The sequence below is a fragment of the Streptomyces sp. NPDC040410 genome, assembly GCF_055595715.1.
Map to the genome: position 1 here is coordinate 106,900 of NZ_JBVIVK010000018.1, position 20,960 is coordinate 127,859.

20 protein-coding genes are annotated in these 20,960 nt (G+C 70.4%); 9 read left to right on the forward strand and 11 right to left on the reverse strand.

Annotated elements, in window-relative coordinates:
* Positions 1-28 precede the first annotated feature (28 nt).
* Positions 29-892 (forward strand): alpha/beta fold hydrolase, encoded by an 864-nt coding sequence (locus ACZ562_RS29800; RefSeq protein WP_471185315.1) that lies wholly within the window; start codon positions 29-31, stop codon positions 890-892.
* Positions 893-923: 31 nt separating this feature from the next.
* Here ACZ562_RS29800 and ACZ562_RS29805 read toward each other — a convergent pair whose 3' ends face one another.
* A complete protein-coding gene (locus ACZ562_RS29805) occupies positions 924-1,130 on the reverse strand; it encodes a DUF5988 family protein (protein WP_471185317.1) in 207 nt (68 codons plus the stop codon).
* A gap of 70 nt (positions 1,131-1,200) precedes the next feature.
* Positions 1,201-2,145, reverse strand: a complete 945-nt coding sequence (locus tag ACZ562_RS29810) for an NADP-dependent oxidoreductase (protein WP_471185320.1) — start codon at positions 2,143-2,145, stop codon at positions 1,201-1,203.
* A gap of 369 nt (positions 2,146-2,514) precedes the next feature.
* Here ACZ562_RS29810 and ACZ562_RS29815 point away from each other — a divergent pair, with 369 nt between their 5' ends.
* On the forward strand, positions 2,515-2,646 hold the full coding sequence (locus tag ACZ562_RS29815; RefSeq protein WP_471185332.1) for a hypothetical protein: 132 nt from the start codon (positions 2,515-2,517) through the stop codon (positions 2,644-2,646).
* Between the two features lie 64 nt (positions 2,647-2,710).
* Here the strand turns inward: ACZ562_RS29815 and ACZ562_RS29820 are convergent, their stop codons facing one another.
* Positions 2,711-4,276 (reverse strand): purple acid phosphatase family protein, encoded by a 1,566-nt coding sequence (locus tag ACZ562_RS29820; RefSeq protein ID WP_471185334.1) that lies wholly within the window; start codon positions 4,274-4,276, stop codon positions 2,711-2,713.
* Between the two features lie 143 nt (positions 4,277-4,419).
* On the opposite strand from ACZ562_RS29820, the gene ACZ562_RS29825 reads away from it, so the two are divergent.
* The 5 genes from ACZ562_RS29825 (at position 4,420) to ACZ562_RS29845 (ending at position 10,621) form a co-directional block, all read left to right on the forward strand.
* Positions 4,420-5,463 carry a 3-isopropylmalate dehydrogenase gene (locus tag ACZ562_RS29825; protein ID WP_471185337.1) on the forward strand — a complete coding sequence of 348 codons (1,044 nt, stop codon included), beginning with the start codon at positions 4,420-4,422 and terminating at the stop codon, positions 5,461-5,463.
* A gap of 280 nt (positions 5,464-5,743) precedes the next feature.
* Positions 5,744-6,835 (forward strand): branched-chain amino acid aminotransferase, encoded by a 1,092-nt coding sequence (locus ACZ562_RS29830; protein ID WP_471185339.1) that lies wholly within the window; start codon positions 5,744-5,746, stop codon positions 6,833-6,835.
* 552 nt (positions 6,836-7,387) lie between these two features.
* The gene (gene cimA, locus ACZ562_RS29835; RefSeq protein WP_471185342.1) at positions 7,388-8,992 is read left to right on the forward strand and encodes a citramalate synthase; all 1,605 of its coding nucleotides are present in this window, start codon (positions 7,388-7,390) and stop codon (positions 8,990-8,992) included.
* Positions 8,993-9,020: 28 nt separating this feature from the next.
* Complete coding sequence (locus tag ACZ562_RS29840; RefSeq protein ID WP_471185412.1) at positions 9,021-9,203, forward strand: hypothetical protein; 183 nt, start codon at positions 9,021-9,023, stop codon at positions 9,201-9,203.
* A gap of 62 nt (positions 9,204-9,265) precedes the next feature.
* Positions 9,266-10,621 (forward strand): hypothetical protein, encoded by a 1,356-nt coding sequence (locus ACZ562_RS29845; RefSeq protein WP_471185344.1) that lies wholly within the window; start codon positions 9,266-9,268, stop codon positions 10,619-10,621.
* Between the two features lie 100 nt (positions 10,622-10,721).
* Here the strand turns inward: ACZ562_RS29845 and ACZ562_RS29850 are convergent, their stop codons facing one another.
* Positions 10,722-11,504: a serine protease gene (locus ACZ562_RS29850; protein ID WP_471185347.1), complete on the reverse strand. Its 783-nt coding sequence runs from the start codon at positions 11,502-11,504 to the stop codon at positions 10,722-10,724.
* Positions 11,505-12,114: 610 nt separating this feature from the next.
* On the opposite strand from ACZ562_RS29850, the gene ACZ562_RS29855 reads away from it, so the two are divergent.
* Together ACZ562_RS29855 and ACZ562_RS29860 are read left to right on the forward strand one after the other, a co-directional pair.
* Complete coding sequence (locus ACZ562_RS29855; protein ID WP_471185348.1) at positions 12,115-13,746, forward strand: acyl-CoA carboxylase subunit beta; 1,632 nt, start codon at positions 12,115-12,117, stop codon at positions 13,744-13,746.
* Positions 13,747-13,811: 65 nt separating this feature from the next.
* Positions 13,812-14,000 (forward strand): acyl-CoA carboxylase subunit epsilon, encoded by a 189-nt coding sequence (locus ACZ562_RS29860; protein WP_471185350.1) that lies wholly within the window; start codon positions 13,812-13,814, stop codon positions 13,998-14,000.
* Positions 14,001-14,171: 171 nt separating this feature from the next.
* Here ACZ562_RS29860 and ACZ562_RS29865 read toward each other — a convergent pair whose 3' ends face one another.
* The 7 genes from ACZ562_RS29865 to ACZ562_RS29895 form a co-directional block, all read right to left on the reverse strand.
* Complete coding sequence (locus tag ACZ562_RS29865; RefSeq protein ID WP_009314218.1) at positions 14,172-14,753, reverse strand: GTP-binding protein; 582 nt, start codon at positions 14,751-14,753, stop codon at positions 14,172-14,174.
* Positions 14,734-15,324 (reverse strand): DUF742 domain-containing protein, encoded by a 591-nt coding sequence (locus ACZ562_RS29870; RefSeq protein ID WP_471185353.1) that lies wholly within the window; start codon positions 15,322-15,324, stop codon positions 14,734-14,736. Before ACZ562_RS29870 ends, ACZ562_RS29865 begins: the two co-directional genes overlap by 20 nt.
* Positions 15,325-15,420: 96 nt before the next feature.
* Positions 15,421-15,834: a roadblock/LC7 domain-containing protein gene (locus ACZ562_RS29875; RefSeq protein ID WP_004983065.1), complete on the reverse strand. Its 414-nt coding sequence runs from the start codon at positions 15,832-15,834 to the stop codon at positions 15,421-15,423.
* 10 nt (positions 15,835-15,844) lie between these two features.
* Positions 15,845-19,108, reverse strand: coding sequence for a nitrate- and nitrite sensing domain-containing protein (locus ACZ562_RS29880; RefSeq protein WP_471185356.1), 3,264 nt, complete (start codon positions 19,106-19,108; stop codon positions 15,845-15,847).
* 374 nt (positions 19,109-19,482) lie between these two features.
* Positions 19,483-20,058, reverse strand: a complete 576-nt coding sequence (locus ACZ562_RS29885; protein WP_015657619.1) for a GTP-binding protein — start codon at positions 20,056-20,058, stop codon at positions 19,483-19,485.
* On the reverse strand, positions 20,039-20,434 hold the full coding sequence (locus tag ACZ562_RS29890) for a DUF742 domain-containing protein (RefSeq protein ID WP_030611532.1): 396 nt from the start codon (positions 20,432-20,434) through the stop codon (positions 20,039-20,041). The genes ACZ562_RS29885 and ACZ562_RS29890 overlap by 20 nt, the downstream gene beginning before the upstream one ends.
* A gap of 111 nt (positions 20,435-20,545) precedes the next feature.
* Complete coding sequence (locus ACZ562_RS29895) at positions 20,546-20,959, reverse strand: roadblock/LC7 domain-containing protein (RefSeq protein WP_023546525.1); 414 nt, start codon at positions 20,957-20,959, stop codon at positions 20,546-20,548.
* Position 20,960 lies beyond the last annotated feature (1 nt).

A 20,960-nucleotide genomic window follows, 5' to 3' on the forward strand; every position in this document is an offset into this window, starting at 1 on the left:
CCGTGCCGCCGCCGGGCAGACTTCCGTCATGAAGGGGACGCGGAACGAGACGGTGACGGCGGACGACGGCCTGCGTCTGTGGGCCTCCCGGTCGGGCCGCGGTGCGCCGCTGGTGCTGTGCCACGGCGGGCCCGGCCTGTGGGACATGTTCACGGACGTGTCCGGACTGCTCGCCGACCGGGCCACGGTGGTCCGCTGGGACCAGCGCGGCTGCGGGCGGTCCGAGCGGTGCGCCGGGCCGTGGACGAGCGAGCGGTTCGTGGCCGATCTGGACGCCGTACGACGGCACTTCGGGCTCGGCCGGACGGCGCTGCTCGGCCATTCCTGGGGTGCGCAGCTCGCACTGAGTTACGCGCTGGCACATCCGGAGCGGGTGAGCGCGCTGGTGTACGTGGCCGGGACCGGCATCGGTCCGGACGCGGACTGGCACCCGGCGTACGTGGAGAACTTGCTCGAACGGCTCGGCGAACACCCGCAACGGCTCGCCCGCTGGCAGAAGTTGACGGACCGTCAGTGGCGGACGGAGGGCGAGGAGCGGGAGCGGGCGGTCCTGCAGTGGTCCGTCGAGTTCGAGGACCGCGGGCGGGCCCTGGAGCACGCCGGGCGCATGGCGGACCCCTGGTTCGGGATCAACGCCGAGTGCGGCAAGGCCCTCGACGAGGAGCGGAAACGAACGTGGGGCACGCCCGAGCTGTACGCCGCGTGCCGGGCTCTCGACCTGCCGGTGCTGATCGTCGACGGTGCCCGGGACATCCGGCCGCGCTCGGCGGTGGACTCGCTGGAGCGGGCCCTGCCGCATGTACGCAGGGTGGTTCTCCCGGAGGCCGGGCACTTGCCATGGGCCGAGGACCCGGAGGGGTTCCGGGAGGCGGTGGCGGCGGCGGTGCGGTGAGCCGGTGTCCGGCGCGGGAGCGGGCGCGGAACTACCCGGGGAGCTCCGTCCGCTCCCACCACTCGTAGACGGGCAAAGTGCCCTCCGGTGTGTCCGCCTGCCGTGGGGTCGCCCTGAAGTGTTCGTAGCCGCCCAGGAACGCGATCTTCACGTCGTTTCCCGGGGGTGGGACCGGGACGATCCGCACGGGCAGACCCTCCGGTCCGCCTTCGAGGACTACCTTGACCTTGTCGTTCATGACCTCACCGTTCCCGTTGTCGGAACCCGGCGACGCGTGCCGCGCGGAGGATCAGTCGTGTGGGCGAGAGTCAGGCCATCACCAGGACCAGTCCGCCCTTCCCGAGCCCCGTCTCGCCCAGCTCATGCGCCTTGGCCGCCTCCGTGAACGGGACGGCCGCCTCGATGTGGACGCGGATGCGGTCGTCGGCGAGAAGAGCGGCGATCTTCGTCAGGCGTTCTCCCGAGGGCGCCGGCCGGACCAGCGCGAAGCGCATCCCGCGAGCCTCCACGTCCTCCGGGGACAAGCCCAGGTCGCCGGGGACCGCTGAGATCAACAGGCCGTTCGGGCGCAGGGTGTTCAGGGTGCGGGGGCCGTGGTCGCCGCCGACCAGGTCGAGCGCGGCGTCGACGTCGTGCACGGCGGTGGCGAAGTCGGTGGTCGCCGGGTCGACGAGTTCGTCGGCGCCGAGGCCCCGCAGGAACTCGTGGTGGTCGGCGTGGGCCGTGCCGATGACGTACGCGCCCTCCGCCTTGGCGAGCTGCACCGCCACGTGCCCCTTGCCGCCCGCCGCCGCGTGGACCAGCACGCGCGTCCCCGGTCCGGCCGCGGCGAGGTCGATCAGCGCCTGCCACGCGGTCAGCGCCGCCGTCGGGGCGGCGGCCGCGCGGACGTGGGTCAGCGTGGACGGCTTGACGGCGAAGTGGTCGGCGGGCGCGGTGAGGTGCGAGGCGTGACCGCCGCCGTCGATCAAGCCGAACACCGCGTCGCCGGGGCGGAGGCGGGTCACTTGCGCGCCGACCGCCTCCACCACACCGGACACGTCCTGCCCCGGCGTGAACGGCGGCTCCCCGTACAGCGGGGCCGCTCCCGAACGCGCCAGCCAGTCCGCCGGGCCGACGCCCGCCGCGTGCACCTGCAGCAGGATCTCGCCCTCGGCGGGAACGGGACGCGGCATCTCCTCCGGCTCCAGGACCTCGGGTCCGCCGAAGCGGTGCTGGGTCATCGCCAGGATGCGGGGATGTTCCGTGGTCATCGGGTCTCCCTCCCGAGTCCGGACCGGGAACGGCACGCAGGGCCGCTGCCGACCATCGTGGCGCGGCGCCACCGCTTCGGCACCCTGCGGGGCCGAACGGGGGTGCCGACGCTCCCCGGAAGGCCTGAAGGCGCAGGTCAGAGTGGTGTGACCCGATCCACCGTCTCAGATAGTAGGAAGTCCGAGTAATTGTGGAGACAGAAGCGGCGTCCTCATCTAGTTTTGTAGAAGCCGAACGTCTCGCTCGATCAAGCGAATGGCGGTCGTGAGCCGGGCCCCGTGCAGGCAACCCCTGCGGCACCGCTCCCCGCCCCTTCCGGCGTCTCGTATCCCCGTTCGCCTTCCGGAATTCGAAGGAGTCGATTCCCCATGGCCGAGACGACCGCCCGCCGTCGAGTCCGTCGCATCTCCCGTACCACCGAATCCGACCGCAAGAACGCGGCGGCCGCGCTCCAGCGCGCCCTCGACCGCCGGGACAACGGCGGCTCGACCGGTCACTGAGCCGCGGACCGAAACGGGTAGAAAGCACAAGCCGGGAGCCGCACCCGCGGGGTGCGGCGCGGCCTCATCCGCCGCGCCGCACCTCGAAATAGTCGATGCGCTCGCCGCTCTGCGCGAGCGCCGACACCCTGAGCCTCGGGGCCGTACCGCTCTCCGCCTCCACGGAGAGGAAAGAGAAGCCCCGGTAGCGCACCCGCGACCACTCCACGGTCTCCGGCCTGGTGGCCCGGGACCTGGTCCACTGGAAGGTCTCGACGGCCTCGCCGCGCGTGACATGCCCTTCGTAGCTCTCCTTCACGCCCGCCGGAAAGCCGTACAGGTCCTTGCCGCCCCCGCCCGCCGTGACGTACACGATCCCGTCCCGCGTCGGATCCGTGGTGGCGCCGATGGGTACCGGCCTGCCGACCCCGCCGTGCCTGATGGCGTCGGTCCGCTCGTAGACGTGGTTGTGCCCGTTGATCACCAGGTCCACCCGGTGCCGGGCGAACAGCGGTACCCACTCGGCGCGGACGCCCCCGTCGGAGGCGTGCGAGGACGTCGAGTACGCGCAGTGGTGGAAGAAGGCGACGACGAAGTCGACCGCCTTGTCCGCCCGCAGCTCCCCCAGCTTCTGGTCCAGCCACTTGGTCTGCCGGCCGTCGGTGTGCCCGAGGTTGGCGGGGATCTCGTACGAGACGTCGTTGGCGTCCAGCGCGACGACGCCGACGTTGCCGTAGGTGAACGCGTACGCGCCGGGTGCCGAGCGCGGGTCGAAGCCGCTGTCCGGGAGGGAGAAGCGGGCCAGCTGGCCGCCGTAGCCGTCCGGCGAGTACCAGGCCTCCATGTCGTGGTTGCCGGTCGTCACCATCCACGGCACCGACTTCGCCACCGGCTCGTTCTGTTTGAGGAACAGGTCCCAGAAGGCCGGGTCGTACCCGTCCGACTTCTTGCCCCGGCCGTTCACGTCGGCGTAGCAGATGTCGCCCGCGTGGAGGTGGAAGGCCGGTTTCTGGCGCATCAGGGCGTCGTCAGCGGCGGCGGCGGCCCGGCTCACGCCCTGGTCGCCGAAGGCGGTGAACACGAACCGCTCCGGGCTCGCGGGCGCCGTACGGAAGGAGGCGATCGTCCGCCTGCCCTGCCACGAGGCCGGGTCGAAGCCCTCGTGGCCGACGCCGTAGTAGTACGTCGTGCCGGGGCGCAGGCGGTCCAGGGCCGCGTGCACGTAGTACTGCTGCAGAGCGGGCCGCACGCCCGTCAGCCCGGGTGTGTGCAGGCCCCGTACCTCGGCCTCGATCCTGCGGCCCAGATCGTCGGGCCGCAGGCCGATGCGGACGTACGGCTTCCGCACCGGGAGCGGCACCTGCCAGGAGACCCGCATCTGCGACTTCGGGTCGGCGCCGAAGGCGAGGTGGCGGCCGAAGGGCGCGACGACGGAGCCGTGCACCTCGTCGAGAGGGGAGCCGGAGGCCGCGGTGGTGGCCGTTCCGCTCGCTCCCGCGGCGGCGCAGCCGGTCAGCAGCCCGCCCGCCACCGCGCCCGCGGTCACCAGCGTGCGGCGCCGGGTCAGCTTCGTGCGCAGGTACTCGTGCTGCTCCGCCATGCTCATCCGGCGCGCGAGCCGCGGGGGAATGCCGAAGTCCGGTGTCTCCATGCGGGTGAACTTCCCAGCGAAGCCCAACACCGGCCCCACGTACGGGTGAACGGCAGCCGAAGGGCTGCCGCCTTCCACCCGTGTGGCTGTCCGTATCGCGGACGGCCCATGTCATTCCATGGGACAAGGAGTACGGTGCCGACATGTCTCGCAGCATCAATCTCGCAGTGATCCCCGGTGACGGCATCGGCCAGGAGGTCGTGGCCGAAGGCCTGAAGGTCCTCTCCGCCGTCCTTCCGCAGGATGTGAAGCTGGAGACCCAGGAGTACGACTTCGGCGCCAGGCGCTACCACGCCACCGGTGAGACCCTCACCGACGCCGACCTCGGCGCCCTCAAGCAGCACGACGCCATTCTGCTCGGCGCGATCGGCGACCCCTCGGTGCCGTCCGGCGTCCTGGAGCGCGGCTTCCTGCTCAAACTCCGCTTCGCCTTCGACCACCACGTCAACCTGCGTCCCTCGAAGCTCCTTCCGGGCGTGGCCACCCCGCTGGCCGGCGAGCCGCAGATCGACTTCGTCGTCGTCCGCGAGGGCACCGAGGGCCCGTACACCGGCAACGGCGGCACCATCCGCAAGGGCACCGAGCACGAGGTCGCCACCGAGGTCTCCGTCAACACCGCGTTCGGTGTGGAGCGCGTGGTCCGTGACGCCTTCGCCCGTGCGCAGGCCCGCCCGCGCAAGAAGCTCGCGCTGATCCACAAGAACAACGTGCTGACCTTCGCCGGTCATCTGTGGACCGACGTCTTCAACAAGGTGGCCGCGGAGTTCCCCGAGGTCACCACCGAGTACATGCACGTGGACGCGGCGACCATCTACCTGGTCACGCAGCCCGAGCGCTTCGACGTGATCGTCACCGACAACCTCTTCGGCGACATCATCACCGACCTCGCCGCGGCCGTCTCCGGCGGCATCGGCGTCGCCGCCTCCGGCAACATCAACCCCGGCGGCGACTTCCCGTCCATGTTCGAGCCGGTCCACGGCTCGGCCCCGGACATCGCGGGCCAGGGCAAGGCCGACCCCACCGCCACGGTCCTGTCCGTCGCCCTGCTCCTGCGTCACCTCGGCTACGAGACCCAGGCGACGCGCATCGAGGACGCCGTCTCCGCCGACCTCGCGGAGCGCACCGGCAAGCCCGCCCGCAGCACCTCCGAGATCGGCGACGCGCTCGCCGTACGAGTAGCCGGCTGACCCTCCCCCAGAGCCTGAAGGGCCTTGGGGGGACCCCCAGGCCACTCGAAGCATTCGAAGCCGCCGGGTCGCACCGCACCCGGCGGCTTCCCCCTGTCCCCGCCGGGTGCCACCATCATCCCCTGGACCGCATTCACGCCGTTTCGTCCACGGTCTCCGTCTTGCGATAATCGAACGCGGAGCCGCGGAATGAGGGAATGCTCGGACGTCCTAGCACTGGCCACTGGCAGTACGGGCGTGAGCGCGGCCCGTCACTACAACCGGTGAAGGACTACCACTCATGACGACGCCCACGACGATCGAGCTCAAGCCCTCCGCCAGCCCGCTCTCCGCCGCCGAGCGCGAGGCGATCCTGGCCGACCCCGGGTTCGGCCGCCACTTCACCGACCACATGGTGACGGTCAAGTGGACGGAGGGCCGCGGCTGGCACGACGGCCAGCTCGTGCCGTACGCCCCGCTCTCCCTCGATCCGGCCACCATGGTCCTGCACTACGCACAGGAGATCTTCGAGGGCCTCAAGGCGTACCGCCAGCCCGACGGGTCGGTCGCCACCTTCCGTCCCGAGAAGAACGCCCGGCGCTTCCAGGCCTCCGCCCGCCGGCTCGGTATGCCCGAGCTGCCCGTCGAGACGTTCATCGAGGCATGCGACGCGCTGGTGCGGCAGGACCAGGCCTGGGTCCCGGCGCACGGCGGCGAGGAGTCCCTCTACCTTCGCCCGTTCATGATCGCGACCGAGGTCGGTCTGGGCGTGAAGCCCGCCAACGAGTACCTCTTCCTGGTCATCGCCTCCCCGGCCGGCGCGTACTTCCCCGGTGGCGTCAAGCCGGTCTCCATCTGGGTCTCCGAGGACCACGTCCGCGCCGTCCCAGGCGGCATGGGCGACGCGAAGACCGGCGGCAACTACGCCGCCTCCCTGCTCGCTCAGGCCGAGGCCGCCGCCAAGGGCTGCGCCCAGGTCTGCTACCTCGACGCGGTCGAGCGCAAGTGGGTCGAGGAACTCGGCGGCATGAACCTCTACTTCGTGTACGGCAACAAGATCATCACGCCCTCCCTCACCGGCTCCATTCTGGAGGGCGTCACCCGCGACTCGCTGCTGAGCGTCGCGGCCGACCTCGGTTACGAGGCCGAGGAGGGCCGTGTCTCCGTCGAGCAGTGGCAGCGCGACTCCGAGAACGGCACGCTGACGGAGGTCTTCGCCTGCGGCACGGCTGCGGTCATCACCCCGGTCGGCACGGTCAAGCGCACCAGCGGCGAGTGGCAGCAGTCGGGCGGCGAGCCCGGCGAGGTCACCCTCAGACTGCGCGAGGCACTGCTGGACATCCAGCGGGGCACGGCCGAGGACAAGCACGGCTGGATGCACCGGCTGGGCTGAGTCCCGTCCTGCCGGCCTCGACGGCCGGGCGAGGAACGGCGGTCCGTTGGACGCTGCATCGCCTCCCCGCGCGGGTATCCACTGATTCCGCGGGGGGAGCGCGCGCCCTTGAGTGCGCTTGGCCGGGGGAGGGGGAGTACGGGTGAGCGGACGGTCGCCGGTACCCCGGCTGCGCCGGCGGGCGCGGACGTTGCGCACGCCGCGGCGTCCGCAGAGCCTCACGGTGCTCGTCCTGCCGGCGGCCTGCACCGGGCTGTTCGCATCCTGAGACGGTCGGTTCACGCGGGGACGGCTTGTGCCAGAATGCCCCCGTGCTCTCGTTCGCCATGATTATTGGCAGCAGGCGCGCCGGTCCGCAGTGACCGCCACGTACAACCACGTACGGGCGGACACCGTCGTCCTCGACCCGCGCGCAGACCTCTCGCACCCGCGAGGGGTTTTTCGCATTTCTGGCCCACCCCGAGCCGGGAGCGCAGCGCGAGGGATCACGGGAGGACGGTGGAGCCGGTCATTCCGGTACAGACCGAGATCCAACACAGGAGCCTTGACACCATGACGGAAACCAGCGAGCTCGACGACTCGTTCCACGTCTTCGACACCACCCTGCGCGACGGCGCCCAGCGCGAGGGCATCAACCTCACCGTCGCCGACAAGCTGGCCATCGCACGGCACCTGGACGACTTCGGCGTGGGCTTCATCGAAGGCGGCTGGCCCGGCGCCAACCCGCGCGACACCGAGTTCTTCGCCCGCGCCCAGCAGGAGATCCACTTCAGGCACGCCCAGCTGGTCGCGTTCGGCGCGACGCGCCGGGCGGGTGCGAAGGCGGAGGAGGACCCCCAGGTCAAGGCGCTCCTGGAGTCGGGCGCTCCGGTGGTCACCCTGGTCGCGAAGTCCCACGACCGGCACGTCGAGCTGGCCCTGCGCACGACGCTGGACGAGAACCTGGAGATGGTCCGCGACACGGTGTCGTTCCTCAAGGAGCAGGGCCGCCGTGTGTTCGTCGACTGCGAGCACTTCTTCGACGGCTACCGGGCCAACCCGGAGTATGCGAAGGACGTCGTCCGTACGGCGTCCCGGGCCGGCGCGGACGTGGTGATCCTCTGCGACACCAACGGCGGCATGCTCCCCGCCCAGATCCAGGCAGTCGTGTCGACGGTTCTCGCGGACACCGGCGCCCGCCTCGGCATCCACGCCCAGGACGACACGGGCTGCGCGGTCGCGAACACGCTGGCCGCTGTGGACGCGGGCGCGACCCACGTCCAGTGCACGGCGAACGGCTACGGCGAGCGGGTCGGCAACGCCAACCTCTTCCCGGTGGTCGCGGCGCTGGAGCTGAAGTACGGCAAGAAGGTGCTGCCGGAGGGCAAGCTCCGCGAGATGACGCGCATCTCGCACGCCGTCGCCGAGGTCGTGAACCTCACTCCCTCCACCCACCAGCCGTACGTCGGCGTATCGGCCTTCGCCCACAAGGCGGGCCTGCACGCCTCCGCCATCAAGGTCGACCCGGACCTCTACCAGCACATCGACCCCGAGCAGGTCGGCAACACCATGCGGATGCTGGTCTCCGACATGGCGGGCCGCGCGTCGGTGGAGCTCAAGGGCAAGGAACTCGGCATCGACCTGGGCGGCGACCGCGAGCTGGTCGGCCGGGTCGTGGAGCGGGTGAAGGAGCGCGAGCTCGAGGGCTACACGTACGAGGCGGCGGACGCGTCCTTCGAGCTCCTGCTCCGTGCGGAGGTCGAGGGCAAGCCGCTGAAGTACTTCGAGGTCGAGTCCTGGCGCGCGATCGTCGAGGACCGCCCCGACGGAAGCCACGCCAACGAGGCCACGGTCAAGCTGTGGGCGAAGAGCGAGCGCATCGTCGCCACGGCGGAGGGCAACGGCCCGGTCAACGCCCTGGACCGCGCCCTGCGCGTCGCCCTGGAGAAGATCTACCCGCAGCTCGCCAAGCTCGACCTGGTGGACTACAAGGTCCGCATCCTGGAGGGCGTGCACGGCACCCAGTCCACGACCCGCGTCCTGATCTCCACGTCCGACGGCGCGGGGGAGTGGTCGACGGTGGGCGTCGCGGACAACGTCATCGCGGCGTCGTGGCAGGCCCTGGAGGACGCGTACGCGTACGGGCTGCTGCGGGCGGGAGTGGAGCCCGCGGAGTAGGAATCCGGCACATCTGCCCGTCCGGCGTTTGAGGACGAGGCCGTTCGGGCCGAGTGACGGCCGGGGGGCCGGAGTCCCCTGGCGGCCCGGCGTCGCGCCGGCCTCGGCGAACCCCTTCGCCGACGTGGACCGTCTCCTGCTGACCGGGCGTTACGGGGCCGCCGTGGAGAAGCTGGGCGCGGCCTACCGGGCGGCGTCCCCCGAGGGCTGAGCCGGCACCCCTCCCATCAGCACTGTTGTTCTGCTTTGGGATGCTTCGGGTAACTTCGAACCATGAAGGCCGTCCTACGGACCCGAAGCCTCCCGGGGTTGCTGCTGGCCCTGGTGCTCGCGGCCCTGACCGTACTGTCGGTGGGCCCCACGCCCGCCTCCGCCGTCACCAGCGTCTCCACGGTCGCCGAAGCGCTCCGCAAGAGCCCTGTCTACGTCGACCCGGCCGCGAGCGAGCAGCTGTCCTCCGCGGACGCCGGCACCCTCGCGCAGCAGATCAAGGACGCCGACAAACCGCTCTTCATCGCCGTGCTGCCGGCCGGCTACCCGACGCAGAACCTCTTCACGAAGCTGCGCACCGCCACCGGCATCACCGGGCTGTACGCGATCCGCCTCGGCGACCGCTTCGACGCCCGAGCCGACTCCGTCGTCCTGCCGCCCGCCGCCGTGCAGAACCTCGTCACCAGCGTCCGGGGCGAGGACGCCAAGGCCCAGCTCACCGACTTCACGAACAGTGCCCTCATCAACATGGGCGGCTCGGCCCCCTCGACCTGGAGCTCCACCGGCACCGGCGGCGGGGTGTCGACCACCGCGCTGATCACCGCGGGCGCGGTGCTGGTGGCCGGCGGCGCGGGCGCCTACAGCCTCGTACGGCGCAACAGGCGCCGCCACGAGCGGGAACAGCGGGCCGCGCTGGAGAGGCTGCGGGTCGTCGTCGACGAGGACATCACCGCCTTCGGCGAGGAGCTGGACCGCCTCGACTTCCACCCGGCGGAACCGGGCGCCGACGACGCCATGCGCGCGGACTACGAGCGGGCGCTCGACTCCTACGAACAAGCGAAGACATACATGGCCGAGGCCGCCAGACCCGAGGACGTACGCGCGGTCACCGAGGCCCTGGAGGACGGCCGCTTCTCGCTCACCCAGCTCGCCGCCCGCCGCGAGGGCCGGACACTGCCCGAGCGCCGGCCGCCCTGCTTCTTCGACCCGCGCCACGGCCCGTCGGTCGCCGACGCCACCTGGACGCCGCCGACCGGCGCACCCCGCGAGGTCCCGGTCTGCGCGGCCGACCGAACCCGCCTGGCCGACGGCCGCGACCCCGTGATCCGCGAGGTCGACACCGACTACGGCCGCCGCCCCTACTGGGACGCCGGCCCGGCCTACGGCCCCTGGGCGGGCGGCTACTTCGGCGGCGGCATCCTGCCGGGCCTGCTCGTCGGCACGCTGCTCGGCAGCATGATGGCCACCCCGGCCTACGCGGCCGACTACGGCTCCGGCTACGGCGACTTCGGCGGCGGCTACGAGGGCGGCGACCTGTCCGGCGCGGACTTCGGCTCCGGTGACTTCGGCGGCGGCTTCGACGGGGGCGGCGGAGGGGACTTCGGCGGCGGAGGGGGCTTCGACGGGGGCGGATTCTGACGCAGTGGAACTGACGGGGGTGTGAACGGACACGGGCCCGGCGCGGAGCGGTGCCGGGCCCGTGGACGTCGTACGGGATTGTCACGAGGCGAGGTGGGCGTCAGAGCGTGGACGCCGCCGACGCGATGGCGGGGGCGAAGGTGGAGACCTCGCTGTAGACGCCGGGGGCGTTGGGCCGGGCGCAGCCTATGCCCCAGCTGACGATGCCGACCTGGATCCACGCGCCCGCGTTGTCCCGGCGGAACATGGGACCGCCCGAGTCGCCCTGGCAGGTGTCGACCCCGCCCGCCGCGTAGCCGGCGCAGATCTCGTCGCTCGCGACGAGGCCGCCGTAGCCGCTGTAGGAACGGCAGGCGGCGTCACTGATGAACGGCACGGTGGCCTTCAGCAGGTAGCGCTGCTGGGCGCCGCCCTCGGTGGCCGAGCCCCATCCGGCGACCGTGAAGGTGCCGGTGTTGTACTGCGTGGTGGTGGCGATCTTCAGGGTCGGCAGGTTGATGGGCTGGGCGAGCTTGATGAGCGCCCAGTCCTTGCCGTTGCCGTTGTAGCCGGGGGCCCGGTAGACCCTGGTGGACCTGACCTGCACCCGGCCGCTGGTGGACTGCAGGTCCACGACGCCGGCGGTGGCGGTGATGCTGGTGTTGTTGCCGGTGGCGCCCACGCAGTGTGCGGCGGTGAGCACGATCTGCTGGGTGTAGAGCGCGCCGCCGCAGCCCATGGAGAGCCGGACCATGAACGGGAACTCGCCCTGCGCGGCGCGGGTTCCGCCGACGACGGGCGCCGGGGCGGCCTGTGCGGCCGAGACGGGCTGAAGGCCGGCGATCGCGAGGGCGGCGGCACCGATGGCCGCGCATCTCTTGAGAGCCGTGAGGAGTCTCTTCAACGTGATGCCTTCCGTGGGGGGTTGGCTTATGACGTGCGCATGTCAATGGTCAGTGAAGAGGTGGCCATTTAATGGCATGGGCAGGTCAAAATCAGTTGCTGGATTATGCGAACGCCGCACGTGCTCACACAAGAGGGGCGATTCGGCCAGGCGACGCCCGGGCCGGCCTCCGGGACGGTTTCCGGCCGGGTCGTGCCCGGACTCCGTCACCGCCGGCGGGGTCAAAGACGCCGCCCTGTGCCCCGGCTGGATCACCGGTCAGCGCAAGGGGCTGGACGCGTCGTACTTCCTGAGTGCGGATCGAGCCTCCTGCCGGCGAAGACGCTCGTGGGCCGTACCGCTACGCTTTGCGTGAGCGAGCCGCCCGGGGATCGGGTCGGCGGTGCGCCGACTGCGCCTCCCTGTCACTCCGGGGAGGGCACTGCCACCCATGAATGTGAGCCGGCTCCAGGCTGACGCCTTTGTGTGACCTCTACAAGCAAGACGCCCTCTGAGCAGTCGGAACGGCTGCATATCGCTGAGGTTCTGTTCAGTGGTACCAGGAAAACGGGCCGGAGACTGTACGGAGTCAACGGCTCGCTTTCCTTGCTGCACTTCGTAAGGTCACTACATGACCGTTTTGGAAGAGGCGCCGGGTGAAGCGACGAGCGAGTCGACGGGTGAGCCGTCGGTAGAGCCGGCGGTCGAGCCGACGGACGCGCGCGGGCGTGTGGCCGAGCTGCACGAGATCCGTGCGCAGGCGCTGGCCGGGCCGAGCGAGAAGGCGACCGCCGCGCAGCACGCCAAGGGCAAGCTGACCGCACGGGAGCGGATCGAGCTGCTGCTTGACCCGGGCACCTTCCGGGAGGTCGAGCAGCTGCGCCGGCACCGGGCGACCGGCTTCGGCCTGGAGGCCAAGAAGCCGCACACCGACGGTGTCATCACCGGGTGGGGCACGGTGGAGGGCCGTACGGTCTTCGTCTACGCCCATGACTTCCGCATCTTCGGCGGCGCGCTGGGCGAGGCCCACGCCACGAAGATCCACAAGATCATGGACATGGCCATCGCGGCGGGGGCGCCCCTGGTGTCCCTGAACGACGGTGCGGGCGCCCGTATCCAGGAAGGCGTCTCGGCCCTCGCAGGCTACGGCGGCATCTTCCAGCGCAACACCAAGGCGTCCGGGGTCATCCCGCAGATCAGCGTGATGCTCGGCCCGTGCGCGGGCGGCGCGGCCTACAGCCCCGCCCTGACGGACTTCGTCTTCATGGTCCGCGAGACCTCGCAGATGTTCATCACCGGCCCGGACGTGGTCAAGGCCGTCACCGGCGAGGAGATCACCCAGAACGGCCTCGGCGGCGCCGACGTGCACGCCGAGACCTCCGGCGTGTGCCACTTCGCGTACGACGACGAGGAGACGTGCATCGCCGAGGTGCGCTACCTCCTGTCGATGCTCCCGCAGAACAACCGGGAGAACCCGCCGCGCGTGGAGCCCACCGACGCCGCGGACCGGCGCTCGGACGTCCTGCTCGACCTGGTCCCGGCGGACGGCAACCGCCCGTATGACATGGCCAAGGTCATCGAGGAGATCGTCGACGACGGCGACTACCTCGAAGTCCACGAGCGCTGGGCCCGCAACATCATCTGCGCGCTGGGCCGCCTGGACGGCCAGGTGGTCGGCATCGTCGCCAATCAGCCGCAGACGCTGGCCGGGGTCCTGGACATCGAGGCCTCGGAGAAGGCCGCGCGCTTCGTCCAGATGTGCGACGCGTTCAACATCCCGATCATCACCCTTCTGGACGTACCCGGCTTCCTCCCGGGCGTCGACCAGGAGCACGGTGGAATCATCCGCCACGGCGCGAAGCTCCTCTACGCCTACTGCAACGCGACCGTTCCGCGGATCTCGCTGATCCTGCGCAAGGCGTACGGAGGTGCCTACATCGTCATGGACAGCCAGTCCATCGGTGCGGACCTGACGTATGCCTGGCCGACGAACGAGATCGCGGTGATGGGCGCGGAGGGCGCCGCCAACGTCATCTTCCGCCGCCAGATCGCCGAGGCCGAGGACCCCGAGGCCATGCGGGCCCGCATGGTCAAGGAGTACAAGTCCGAACTCATGCATCCGTACTACGCGGCCGAGCGCGGCCTGGTGGACGACGTGATCGACCCCGCGGAGACCCGCGAGGTCCTGATCCAGTCGCTGGCGATGCTGCACACCAAGCACGCCGACCTGCCCTCCCGCAAGCACGGCAACCCCCCGCAGTAATCCAGCGGATCCGCGGTAACCCACCGGTTCCCCCGCGGAAACCTCATCCACGGAGACTGAGACCTATGAGCACTCCTGACATCCGCGTCGAGAAGGGCCACGCCGAGCCCGAGGAAGTCGCCGCCATCACGGCCGTCCTGCTGGCCCGCGCAGCCGCCGCCCCGTCGACCCCGGTGCGCCGGGGCCGCCTCAAGGCGGGCTGGCGCCGTCTGGAACGCGAGCCGGGCTTCCGCGCCCCGCACAGCTGGCACTGAGCCGGCACGACGAAGAAGGGCCCCTCCTCTCAGGAGGGGCCCTTCTTGGCGCGCTCCTGACGGGGCGCGGGGCTGTGTCGACATGCGGCTCCGCCGTGTGGGCGCGACCTGCCACCGACTGCCCGCAGACGGCCGACAACCGTCCGGGGCAGGCCAGCGGCCGCGCTCCGGCTACCGCAGCCGCGCCATCAGCGCGTGCTCGACCAACGTGATCAGCGCCGACTTGGCGTCAGCCCGATGCCGTGCGTCCGTCGTGATGATCGGGGTGTCGGGTCCGATCTGCAGCGCCTCCCGGACCTCGTCCGGGTTGTACGGCTGCTGGCCGTCGAAGCCGTTGAGGGCGATGACGAACGGCAGGCCGCTGTTCTCGAAGTAGTCGACCGCGGGAAAGCAGTCGGCCAGGCGGCGGGTGTCGACGAGGACGATGGCGCCGATCGCGCCGCGTACCAGGTCGTCCCACATGAACCAGAAGCGGTCCTGGCCGGGCGTGCCGAACAGGTAAAGGATCAGGTCCTGGTCCAGGGTGATACGGCCGAAGTCCATGGCGACCGTGGTGGTCGTCTTGTCTCCGGTGTGGGTGAGGTCGTCGATGCCCGCCGAAGCAGACGTCATGACGGCCTCCGTGCGCAGCGGGTTGATCTCCGAGACGGCGCCGACGAACGTGGTCTTGCCCACGCCGAAGCCGCCCGCCACCACGATCTTCGCGGAGGTGGTGGAGCGGGAAGGACCGCCGCTAGAGCTTGCGAAGTCCACTGAGCACCCTTTCGAGCAGTGTCACGTCTGGCTGGCCGCCGGCGTTCTCGTCGCCGCCGGGCTGATGGATGGCGACCAGGCCCGCCTCCGCCAAGTCGGCGACGAGGATCCTGGCCACGCCGAGAGGGATCGTCAGGAGGGCCGAGATCTCGGCCACCGACTTGATCTCCCGGCAGAGGTTGCAGATCCGCTGATGCTCGGGCAGCTGGCCCTGCATCTGGTGCGGCTGCGCGGTGGTGTGCACCAGCGCCTCGATGGCGAGCTGGTACCGCGGCCTGGTACGGCCGCCCGTCATGGCGTACGGGCGCACCAGGGGGTTGTTCGACGAACCGGCGGGCGCCGGTTCGGGGGCGCGGCGTTGCGGCTGCACGGGCTGGATGCGCGGCGCCGGCGGCTGGTCGTACGGCGAGGGGCCGGGGCCCTGGGGTACGTACGGCTGCTGCCGGTGCCGGCTCGGTGCGGAGGGGAAGTTGTAACGGTTCGGGTTCTGGGAACCGTCGCCCTGGCCCTGGCCCTGGCCAGGTCGGTACGACCAATTGCCCGAGGGTGAACCGCCTGGGGGTGTTGCCACTTTCTCTCCTCCTCCGACTGTGCCGGGCACCCATCACTGTGATGCCGCGTCCCGAAACCTTACGGCCCCGGGACGCCAATACGCACCGTCTGGCTGCTAGTTGAGCAGGCTCCCCTGGAGCTCCGCACGCAGATCCGGCGTGAGGACCGTACCGGCACGGTCCACCAGAAGTGCCATCTCGTACCCAATGAGGCCGATGTCCGCCTCCGGGTGCGCGAGCACCGCGAGCGACGAACCGTCGGAGATGGACATGATGAAGAGGAATCCCCGCTCCATCTCCACAACCGTCTGGTTCACGCTGCCGCCCTCGAAGATGCGGGAGGCGCCTGCCGTCAGAGACGTCAGACCGGAGGCGACGGCCGCGAGCTGGTCGGCGCGGTCGCGCGGAAAGCCTTCGGACATCGCCAGAAGGAGTCCGTCGGCGGAGACCACCACCGTGTGGGACACCCCGGGGGTGTTGTCCACGAAGTTGGTGATCAACCAGTTCAGGTTCTGTGCCGCCTGGCTCATCGGGCTCACACTAACGCTCCTGGTTGTAGGTGCTGTCAGGACCACTGTGTTGATTCCCAGTGGCCTGGCCGTTCGTTTCACTGCCTGCGTTGCGTCCCCGCTGGACACCGCGGCGCAGGTTGCTCAGCCTGCCCCGGACGTCCTCGGGAGCGCGGGAGACCTGTGGGCCACCCTGGGGGGTATTTTCGGCGGCTCCCTCGACCAGGTTGGCCTTGGGCACCCGCCGCGGCAGGCCGGAGGAGGTCACCCCGCCGGCCTTGGGCTTGCGGAGCTGAGAAGCCTGCTGCCAGCGCTCGTCGTTCGCCGAGCGCCAGTCGCCGCTGCCGTTCTTCTCCGGCGCGGAGGCCGGCTGCTCCTGGACCGAGGGCCGTGCACCGCTGGTGCCGCTCGCGGCGGATCCGCGGCGCGGAAGCCCGGCGTCCGTCAGCTCGTGGGCGGTGGAGGATGCCGGTTCCGGCCGTTCGAAGCCTACGCGGTCCCGCTCACTCCCGTCAGCGGCCTGAGCGGGTTCCGTTTCCGGAGCGTAATGGTCCGGGTAGCCGTTCCGGTAGCTGTCCTGCTGGGGCCAGTCGTCCTGGTAGGGCTGCTCTTCGAAGCCCGTGTACGACTCCGGGGCGGTGGCGTGGACGGCCGCGTGCTCGTCCTGGACCGGCTCCTCATACGTGGGCTCCGGGTAGCCGCCGCCGGACGAGAAGCCGTCGTGCTGCGGCATGCCGACGTTCGGCGCGTAGTACGGCTCGTCGTACGACGGCTGCGTCTGCTCGTCGTACGCGGTCCGCTGCGGCTCCTCGTACGGCGCCTGCTGCTTCTCGTACGTGTGCTGGCGGTCGTACCCGGCGGGCTGTTCCTGGTAGCCGCCGCTGCCGTTGCCGTAGCCGGGCTGCGCGTCGAAGCCGTCGGCGTACGCCGGGGCCCCGGGAGCCTGCTCGCCCTCGGGCAGACCGTTGGTCTGTGCCTCCAGGGCCGCACGGCGCTCCTCACGCATCAGGGAGCGGCCCACGGGATCCAGATCCCGGATGTCGTCCGGAACCTCGGTGTAGCGGCTGTCGTCGAAGCCGAGCTCCGCGGCGGTACGCATCGGCAGGCCGTTGTTGAAGTCCTCGCCCTGGTAGCTCTGCTCCGGGATGATCTGCGAGACCGTGAACTCGTCGCGCTCCGGCTGCTGCTCGCCGCCACCGCCGTGGGTGATCGCGTCGGGCAGCATGACCAGCGAGGTGGTACCCGCCTGCTCGCCCGAGGGGCGCAGCTGGACGCGGATGCCGTGCCGGTCGGACAGGCGGCCGACCACGAACAGGCCCATGCGCTGGGAGATCGCGGCGTCCACGGTCGGCGGGTTGGCCAGCTTGTGGTTGATGTCCGCGAAGTCCTCGGCCGTGAGGCCGATGCCCTTGTCATGGATCTCGATCATGATCCGGCCGTCGGGCAGACGCGTCGCGGTCACGCGGACCTTGGTCTGCGGCGAGGAGAACGTGGTGGCGTTCTCCAGGAGCTCGGCCAGCAGGTGCACGAGGTCGGTCACGGCGCGGCCGTGGATCTCGGCCTCCGGGACGCCCGACAGCTCGATGCGCTCGTACTGCTCCACCTCGGAGGAGGCGGCGCGCAGGACGTCGACCAGCGGGACCGGCTGGTCCCAGCGGCGGCCGGGCTCCTCGCCGGCGAGAACGAGAAGGTTCTCGCCGTTGCGGCGCATACGGGTCGCCAGGTGGTCCAGGCGGAAGAGGTTCTCCAGCTGGTCCGGGTCGGCCTCGTTGTTCTCCAGGTCGGTGATCAGGGTCAGCTGGCCCTCGATCAGCGACTGGTTGCGGCGCGAGAGGTTGGTGAAGATCGCGTTGATGTTGCCCCGCAGCAGGGCCTGCTCGGCCGCGAGCCGGACGGCCTCGCGGTGGACCTGGTCGAAGGCCCGGGCGACCTCGCCGATCTCGTCCCTGGTGTTGATCGGGATGGGCTGCACACGGGTGTCCACGCGGCCCGGGTCGGTGCGCGAGAGCTGGTCGACCAGCATCGGCAGACGCTGCTCGGCGATGCCGAAGGCGGCGTTGCGCAGCTGGCGCATCGACCGGCTCATCTGGCGGGCCACCATGCCGGCCAGGATGAACGCGGCGAGCAGGGCGACCACGACGGCGGCACCGGTGATGAACGCGGACTGCTTGGCGTCGTCGGCGATGCCGGACGCCTCGTTCACCGCCTTGTCGGCCAGGTCCGACTCGATCTGGCGGTACGCGTTGTACTTGAGGGTGTTGACCGCCCACCAGTTGTCAGCGGTGATGCCGCCCTGGGCGAGCGTCTGGCGGTCGCTGGGGTCCATGGACTTCAGCGTCGCGACGGCCGCGACCATCTTGGTGGGGTTGGACGGCGGAGGCACGTAGTCCGGGTCCTTGGCTCCGGCCTGCCGGGCCATTGCCGCACCGTCGGACCTGATCTTCGCCTTGGCGTCCTCGAGGGCCTGCGCGTCGGCCTCGGTGCCACCGCCGATGTACTCCTCGACGGCGATGCCCTCCAGGTAGGCGTAGGAGGAGAGGGCGACCTTCTGGCTGGCGAAGCTGCCCGTGCCGGGGCCGGGCTTGACCAGCAGGTGCATGCCGATGGAGCGCTCCAGCGACAGCGCCGCCTTGGTGAGCGAGATCGCGTAGACCGTACGGCCGTAGCTCGTGATGTTTCCGGTGCCCAGACCGAGCTCGTTGGCGAACTCCATCAGGGGGTGTGCGATCTTGGTGTAGCCCTCTTCGGTCTGCACGCCGGTGAGCTGGGGGGATACGTAGGCGCCCTTGCGCAGCGTCTGGAGCTTGGGCTCCTCGACGCGGAACAGCTCAAGGCGGCGCTCGAGGCCGGCCGTCTGCGGCATGTCCTGCGCGGCCTGGTCGAAGGCGTCGGCGGCGTCGTCCGTCAGTCTGCGGGCGTCCGTGACGGTGGCCTTGTTCTTGTCCAGCAGCAGCGGGGCGGCGCTGACGTCACGCTCGTTGTAGAGGGCGTCCGCGTAGGTCAGCGAGGCCCGCACCAGACGTGCGGTGCTCTCCGCGTCCTCCGCCTCCTGCCAGGTGTCGATCGAGCCCTTCACCTGGAAGCCGCCCATGATGAGGCCGACCAGCACGGGTATGAGCAGGATCGCGTTCAGCCGGGTCGGCACACGCCAGTTGCGCGGGGAGAGACGGCCGCCGCTCGGAGCGGGGGCCGCCGTCGGATCCGGACCGGGCACAGGGGCGGGCGCCGCTCCGCGCGGCGGCGGGGTGAAGTTGCCCCGGGCCGACGGCACGGGACCGTTCTTGCTTCGCCTCACTCGACCAACAACCTCTCGGCGGTCGGCACCTACGTTGTGCCGCTGTGTCTCAGAGCCCGCTTGTCATCGACTGATGAGTACGTCTTTGACTATTGGGCAGTTCAGGCATTCCAGCACGTCGGCCTGCGCACCACCAAACAGTGGAAGGTGAAGATCCGTGTGATGTGAGCCCCAGATAAATCGGTCATAAAGAGCGAGCCCCGTCAAAAGACGGGGCCTTTGTGCGCGCAGCGAGACCGAGTGACCGCGACGCGTGGCCGTACCACCCGATTCCTCTGCCGAAACGTTATGAACACCGTGGCCGGCCGTGTCAATGACACGGCCGGCTCCGGTACATCTACGACAACTGCCGTACGCCACTACGGATTTGGGTGCTACCGCAGCCGTGCCATCAGGGCGTGTTCCACCAGCGTGATCAGCGCACTCTTGGCATCCGAGCGGTGACGGGCGTCGGTCGTGATGATCGGCGTGTCCGGCCCGATCTGCAGCGCCTCGCGCACCTCCTCCGGAGCGTACGGCTGGTGTCCGTCGAAGCCGTTGAGCGCGACGACGAACGGCAGGCCGCTGTTCTCGAAGTAGTCCACCGCCGGGAAGCAGTCCGCCAGGCGCCGGGTGTCCACCAGGACCACCGCGCCGATCGCGCCCCGCACCAGGTCGTCCCACATGAACCAGAAGCGGTCCTGACCCGGCGTGCCGAACAGGTAGAGGATCAGGTCCTGGTCGAGTGTGATGCGGCCGAAGTCCATGGCCACCGTGGTGGTGGTCTTGTCCCCGGTGTGGGTCAGGTCGTCGATGCCCGCGCTCGCGGACGTCATGACGGCCTCGGTGCGCAGCGGGTTGATCTCGGAGACGGCGCCCACGAACGTGGTCTTGCCGACGCCGAAGCCACCGGCCACCACGATCTTCGCGGAGGTCGTCGCCCGGCCTCCGTCAGAGCTTGCGAAGTCCACTGAGCACCCTTTCGAGCAGTGTCACGTCCGGAGCGCCGGTGCTCTCGTCGCCGCCCGGCTGGTGAATGGCGACGAGGCCTGCCTCAGCGAGGTCCGCGACGAGGATGCGGGCCACACCGAGCGGCATGGCCAGCAGGGCCGACACCTCGGCGACCGACTTGACCTCACGGCACAGGTGGCAGATGCGCTGGTGCTCCGGGAGCAGCCCCATGAGCGCTGCCGGATCGGCCGTGGTGCTGATCAGCGCCTCGATGGCGAGCTGGTAGCGCGGCCGGGTCCGGCCGCCGGTCATCGCATACGGACGTACCAGCGGCTGGTCGCCCTCATCCTCGTACGGCTCCGCGTACGGATCATGAGAGGCGGTGGGCGGGGTCATGAATCCTCCGGACGGGACAGCAGGTCGGTCAGTCGTGCCGTCTGACAGGGCCGGTGGGGGGATTGTGGCGGCCGGACGGTGGTTTGGTGAGACGGGTGGTGCCGGGGCCGATCAGTGAAGCAGACTGCCCTGGAGTTCGGCGCGCAGGTCGGGCGTGAGCACCGCGCCCGCGCGGTCGACCAGGAGCGCCATCTCGTAGCCGACGAGGCCGATGTCGCACTCGGGGTGAGCGAGCACGGCCAGCGACGAGCCGTCGGAAACGGACATCAGGAAGAGGAACCCCCGCTCCATCTCGACGACCGTCTGTGCCACGGTGCCCCCCTCGAAGATCCGGGATGCCCCGGCGGTCAGCGAGGTGAGTCCCGACGCGACGGCCGCGAGCTGGTCCGCACGATCGCGGGGGAAGCCCTCCGACATCGCCAGCAGCAGACCGTCGGCGGACACGACGACGGTGTGGGACACCCCGGGGGTGTTGTCCACGAAGTTGGTGATCAACCAGTTGAGGTTCTGTGCCGCCTGGCTCATG

Excerpts from the sequence above, each read along its gene's own strand:
- ACZ562_RS29860 (WP_471185350.1), top strand. The coding sequence starts at position 13,812 with ATGAGCACTCCTGACATCCGCGTCGAGAAGGGCCACGCCGAGCCCGAG.
- ACZ562_RS29845 (WP_471185344.1), top strand. The coding sequence starts at position 9,266 with ATGAAGGCCGTCCTACGGACCCGAAGCCTCCCGGGGTTGCTGCTGGCC.
- cimA (WP_471185342.1), top strand. The coding sequence starts at position 7,388 with ATGACGGAAACCAGCGAGCTCGACGACTCGTTCCACGTCTTCGACACC.
- ACZ562_RS29810 (WP_471185320.1), bottom strand. The coding sequence starts at position 2,145 with ATGACCACGGAACATCCCCGCATCCTGGCGATGACCCAGCACCGCTTC.
- ACZ562_RS29805 (WP_471185317.1), bottom strand. The coding sequence starts at position 1,130 with ATGAACGACAAGGTCAAGGTAGTCCTCGAAGGCGGACCGGAGGGTCTG.
- ACZ562_RS29820 (WP_471185334.1), bottom strand. The coding sequence starts at position 4,276 with ATGGAGACACCGGACTTCGGCATTCCCCCGCGGCTCGCGCGCCGGATG.
- ACZ562_RS29800 (WP_471185315.1), top strand. The coding sequence starts at position 29 with ATGAAGGGGACGCGGAACGAGACGGTGACGGCGGACGACGGCCTGCGT.
- ACZ562_RS29855 (WP_471185348.1), top strand. The coding sequence starts at position 12,115 with ATGACCGTTTTGGAAGAGGCGCCGGGTGAAGCGACGAGCGAGTCGACG.
- ACZ562_RS29875 (WP_004983065.1), bottom strand. The coding sequence starts at position 15,834 with ATGAGCCAGGCGGCACAGAACCTGAACTGGTTGATCACCAACTTCGTG.
- ACZ562_RS29890 (WP_030611532.1), bottom strand. The coding sequence starts at position 20,434 with ATGACCCCGCCCACCGCCTCTCATGATCCGTACGCGGAGCCGTACGAG.
- ACZ562_RS29895 (WP_023546525.1), bottom strand. The coding sequence starts at position 20,959 with ATGAGCCAGGCGGCACAGAACCTCAACTGGTTGATCACCAACTTCGTG.
- ACZ562_RS29815 (WP_471185332.1), top strand. The coding sequence starts at position 2,515 with ATGGCCGAGACGACCGCCCGCCGTCGAGTCCGTCGCATCTCCCGTACC.
- ACZ562_RS29830 (WP_471185339.1), top strand. The coding sequence starts at position 5,744 with ATGACGACGCCCACGACGATCGAGCTCAAGCCCTCCGCCAGCCCGCTC.
- ACZ562_RS29825 (WP_471185337.1), top strand. The coding sequence starts at position 4,420 with ATGTCTCGCAGCATCAATCTCGCAGTGATCCCCGGTGACGGCATCGGC.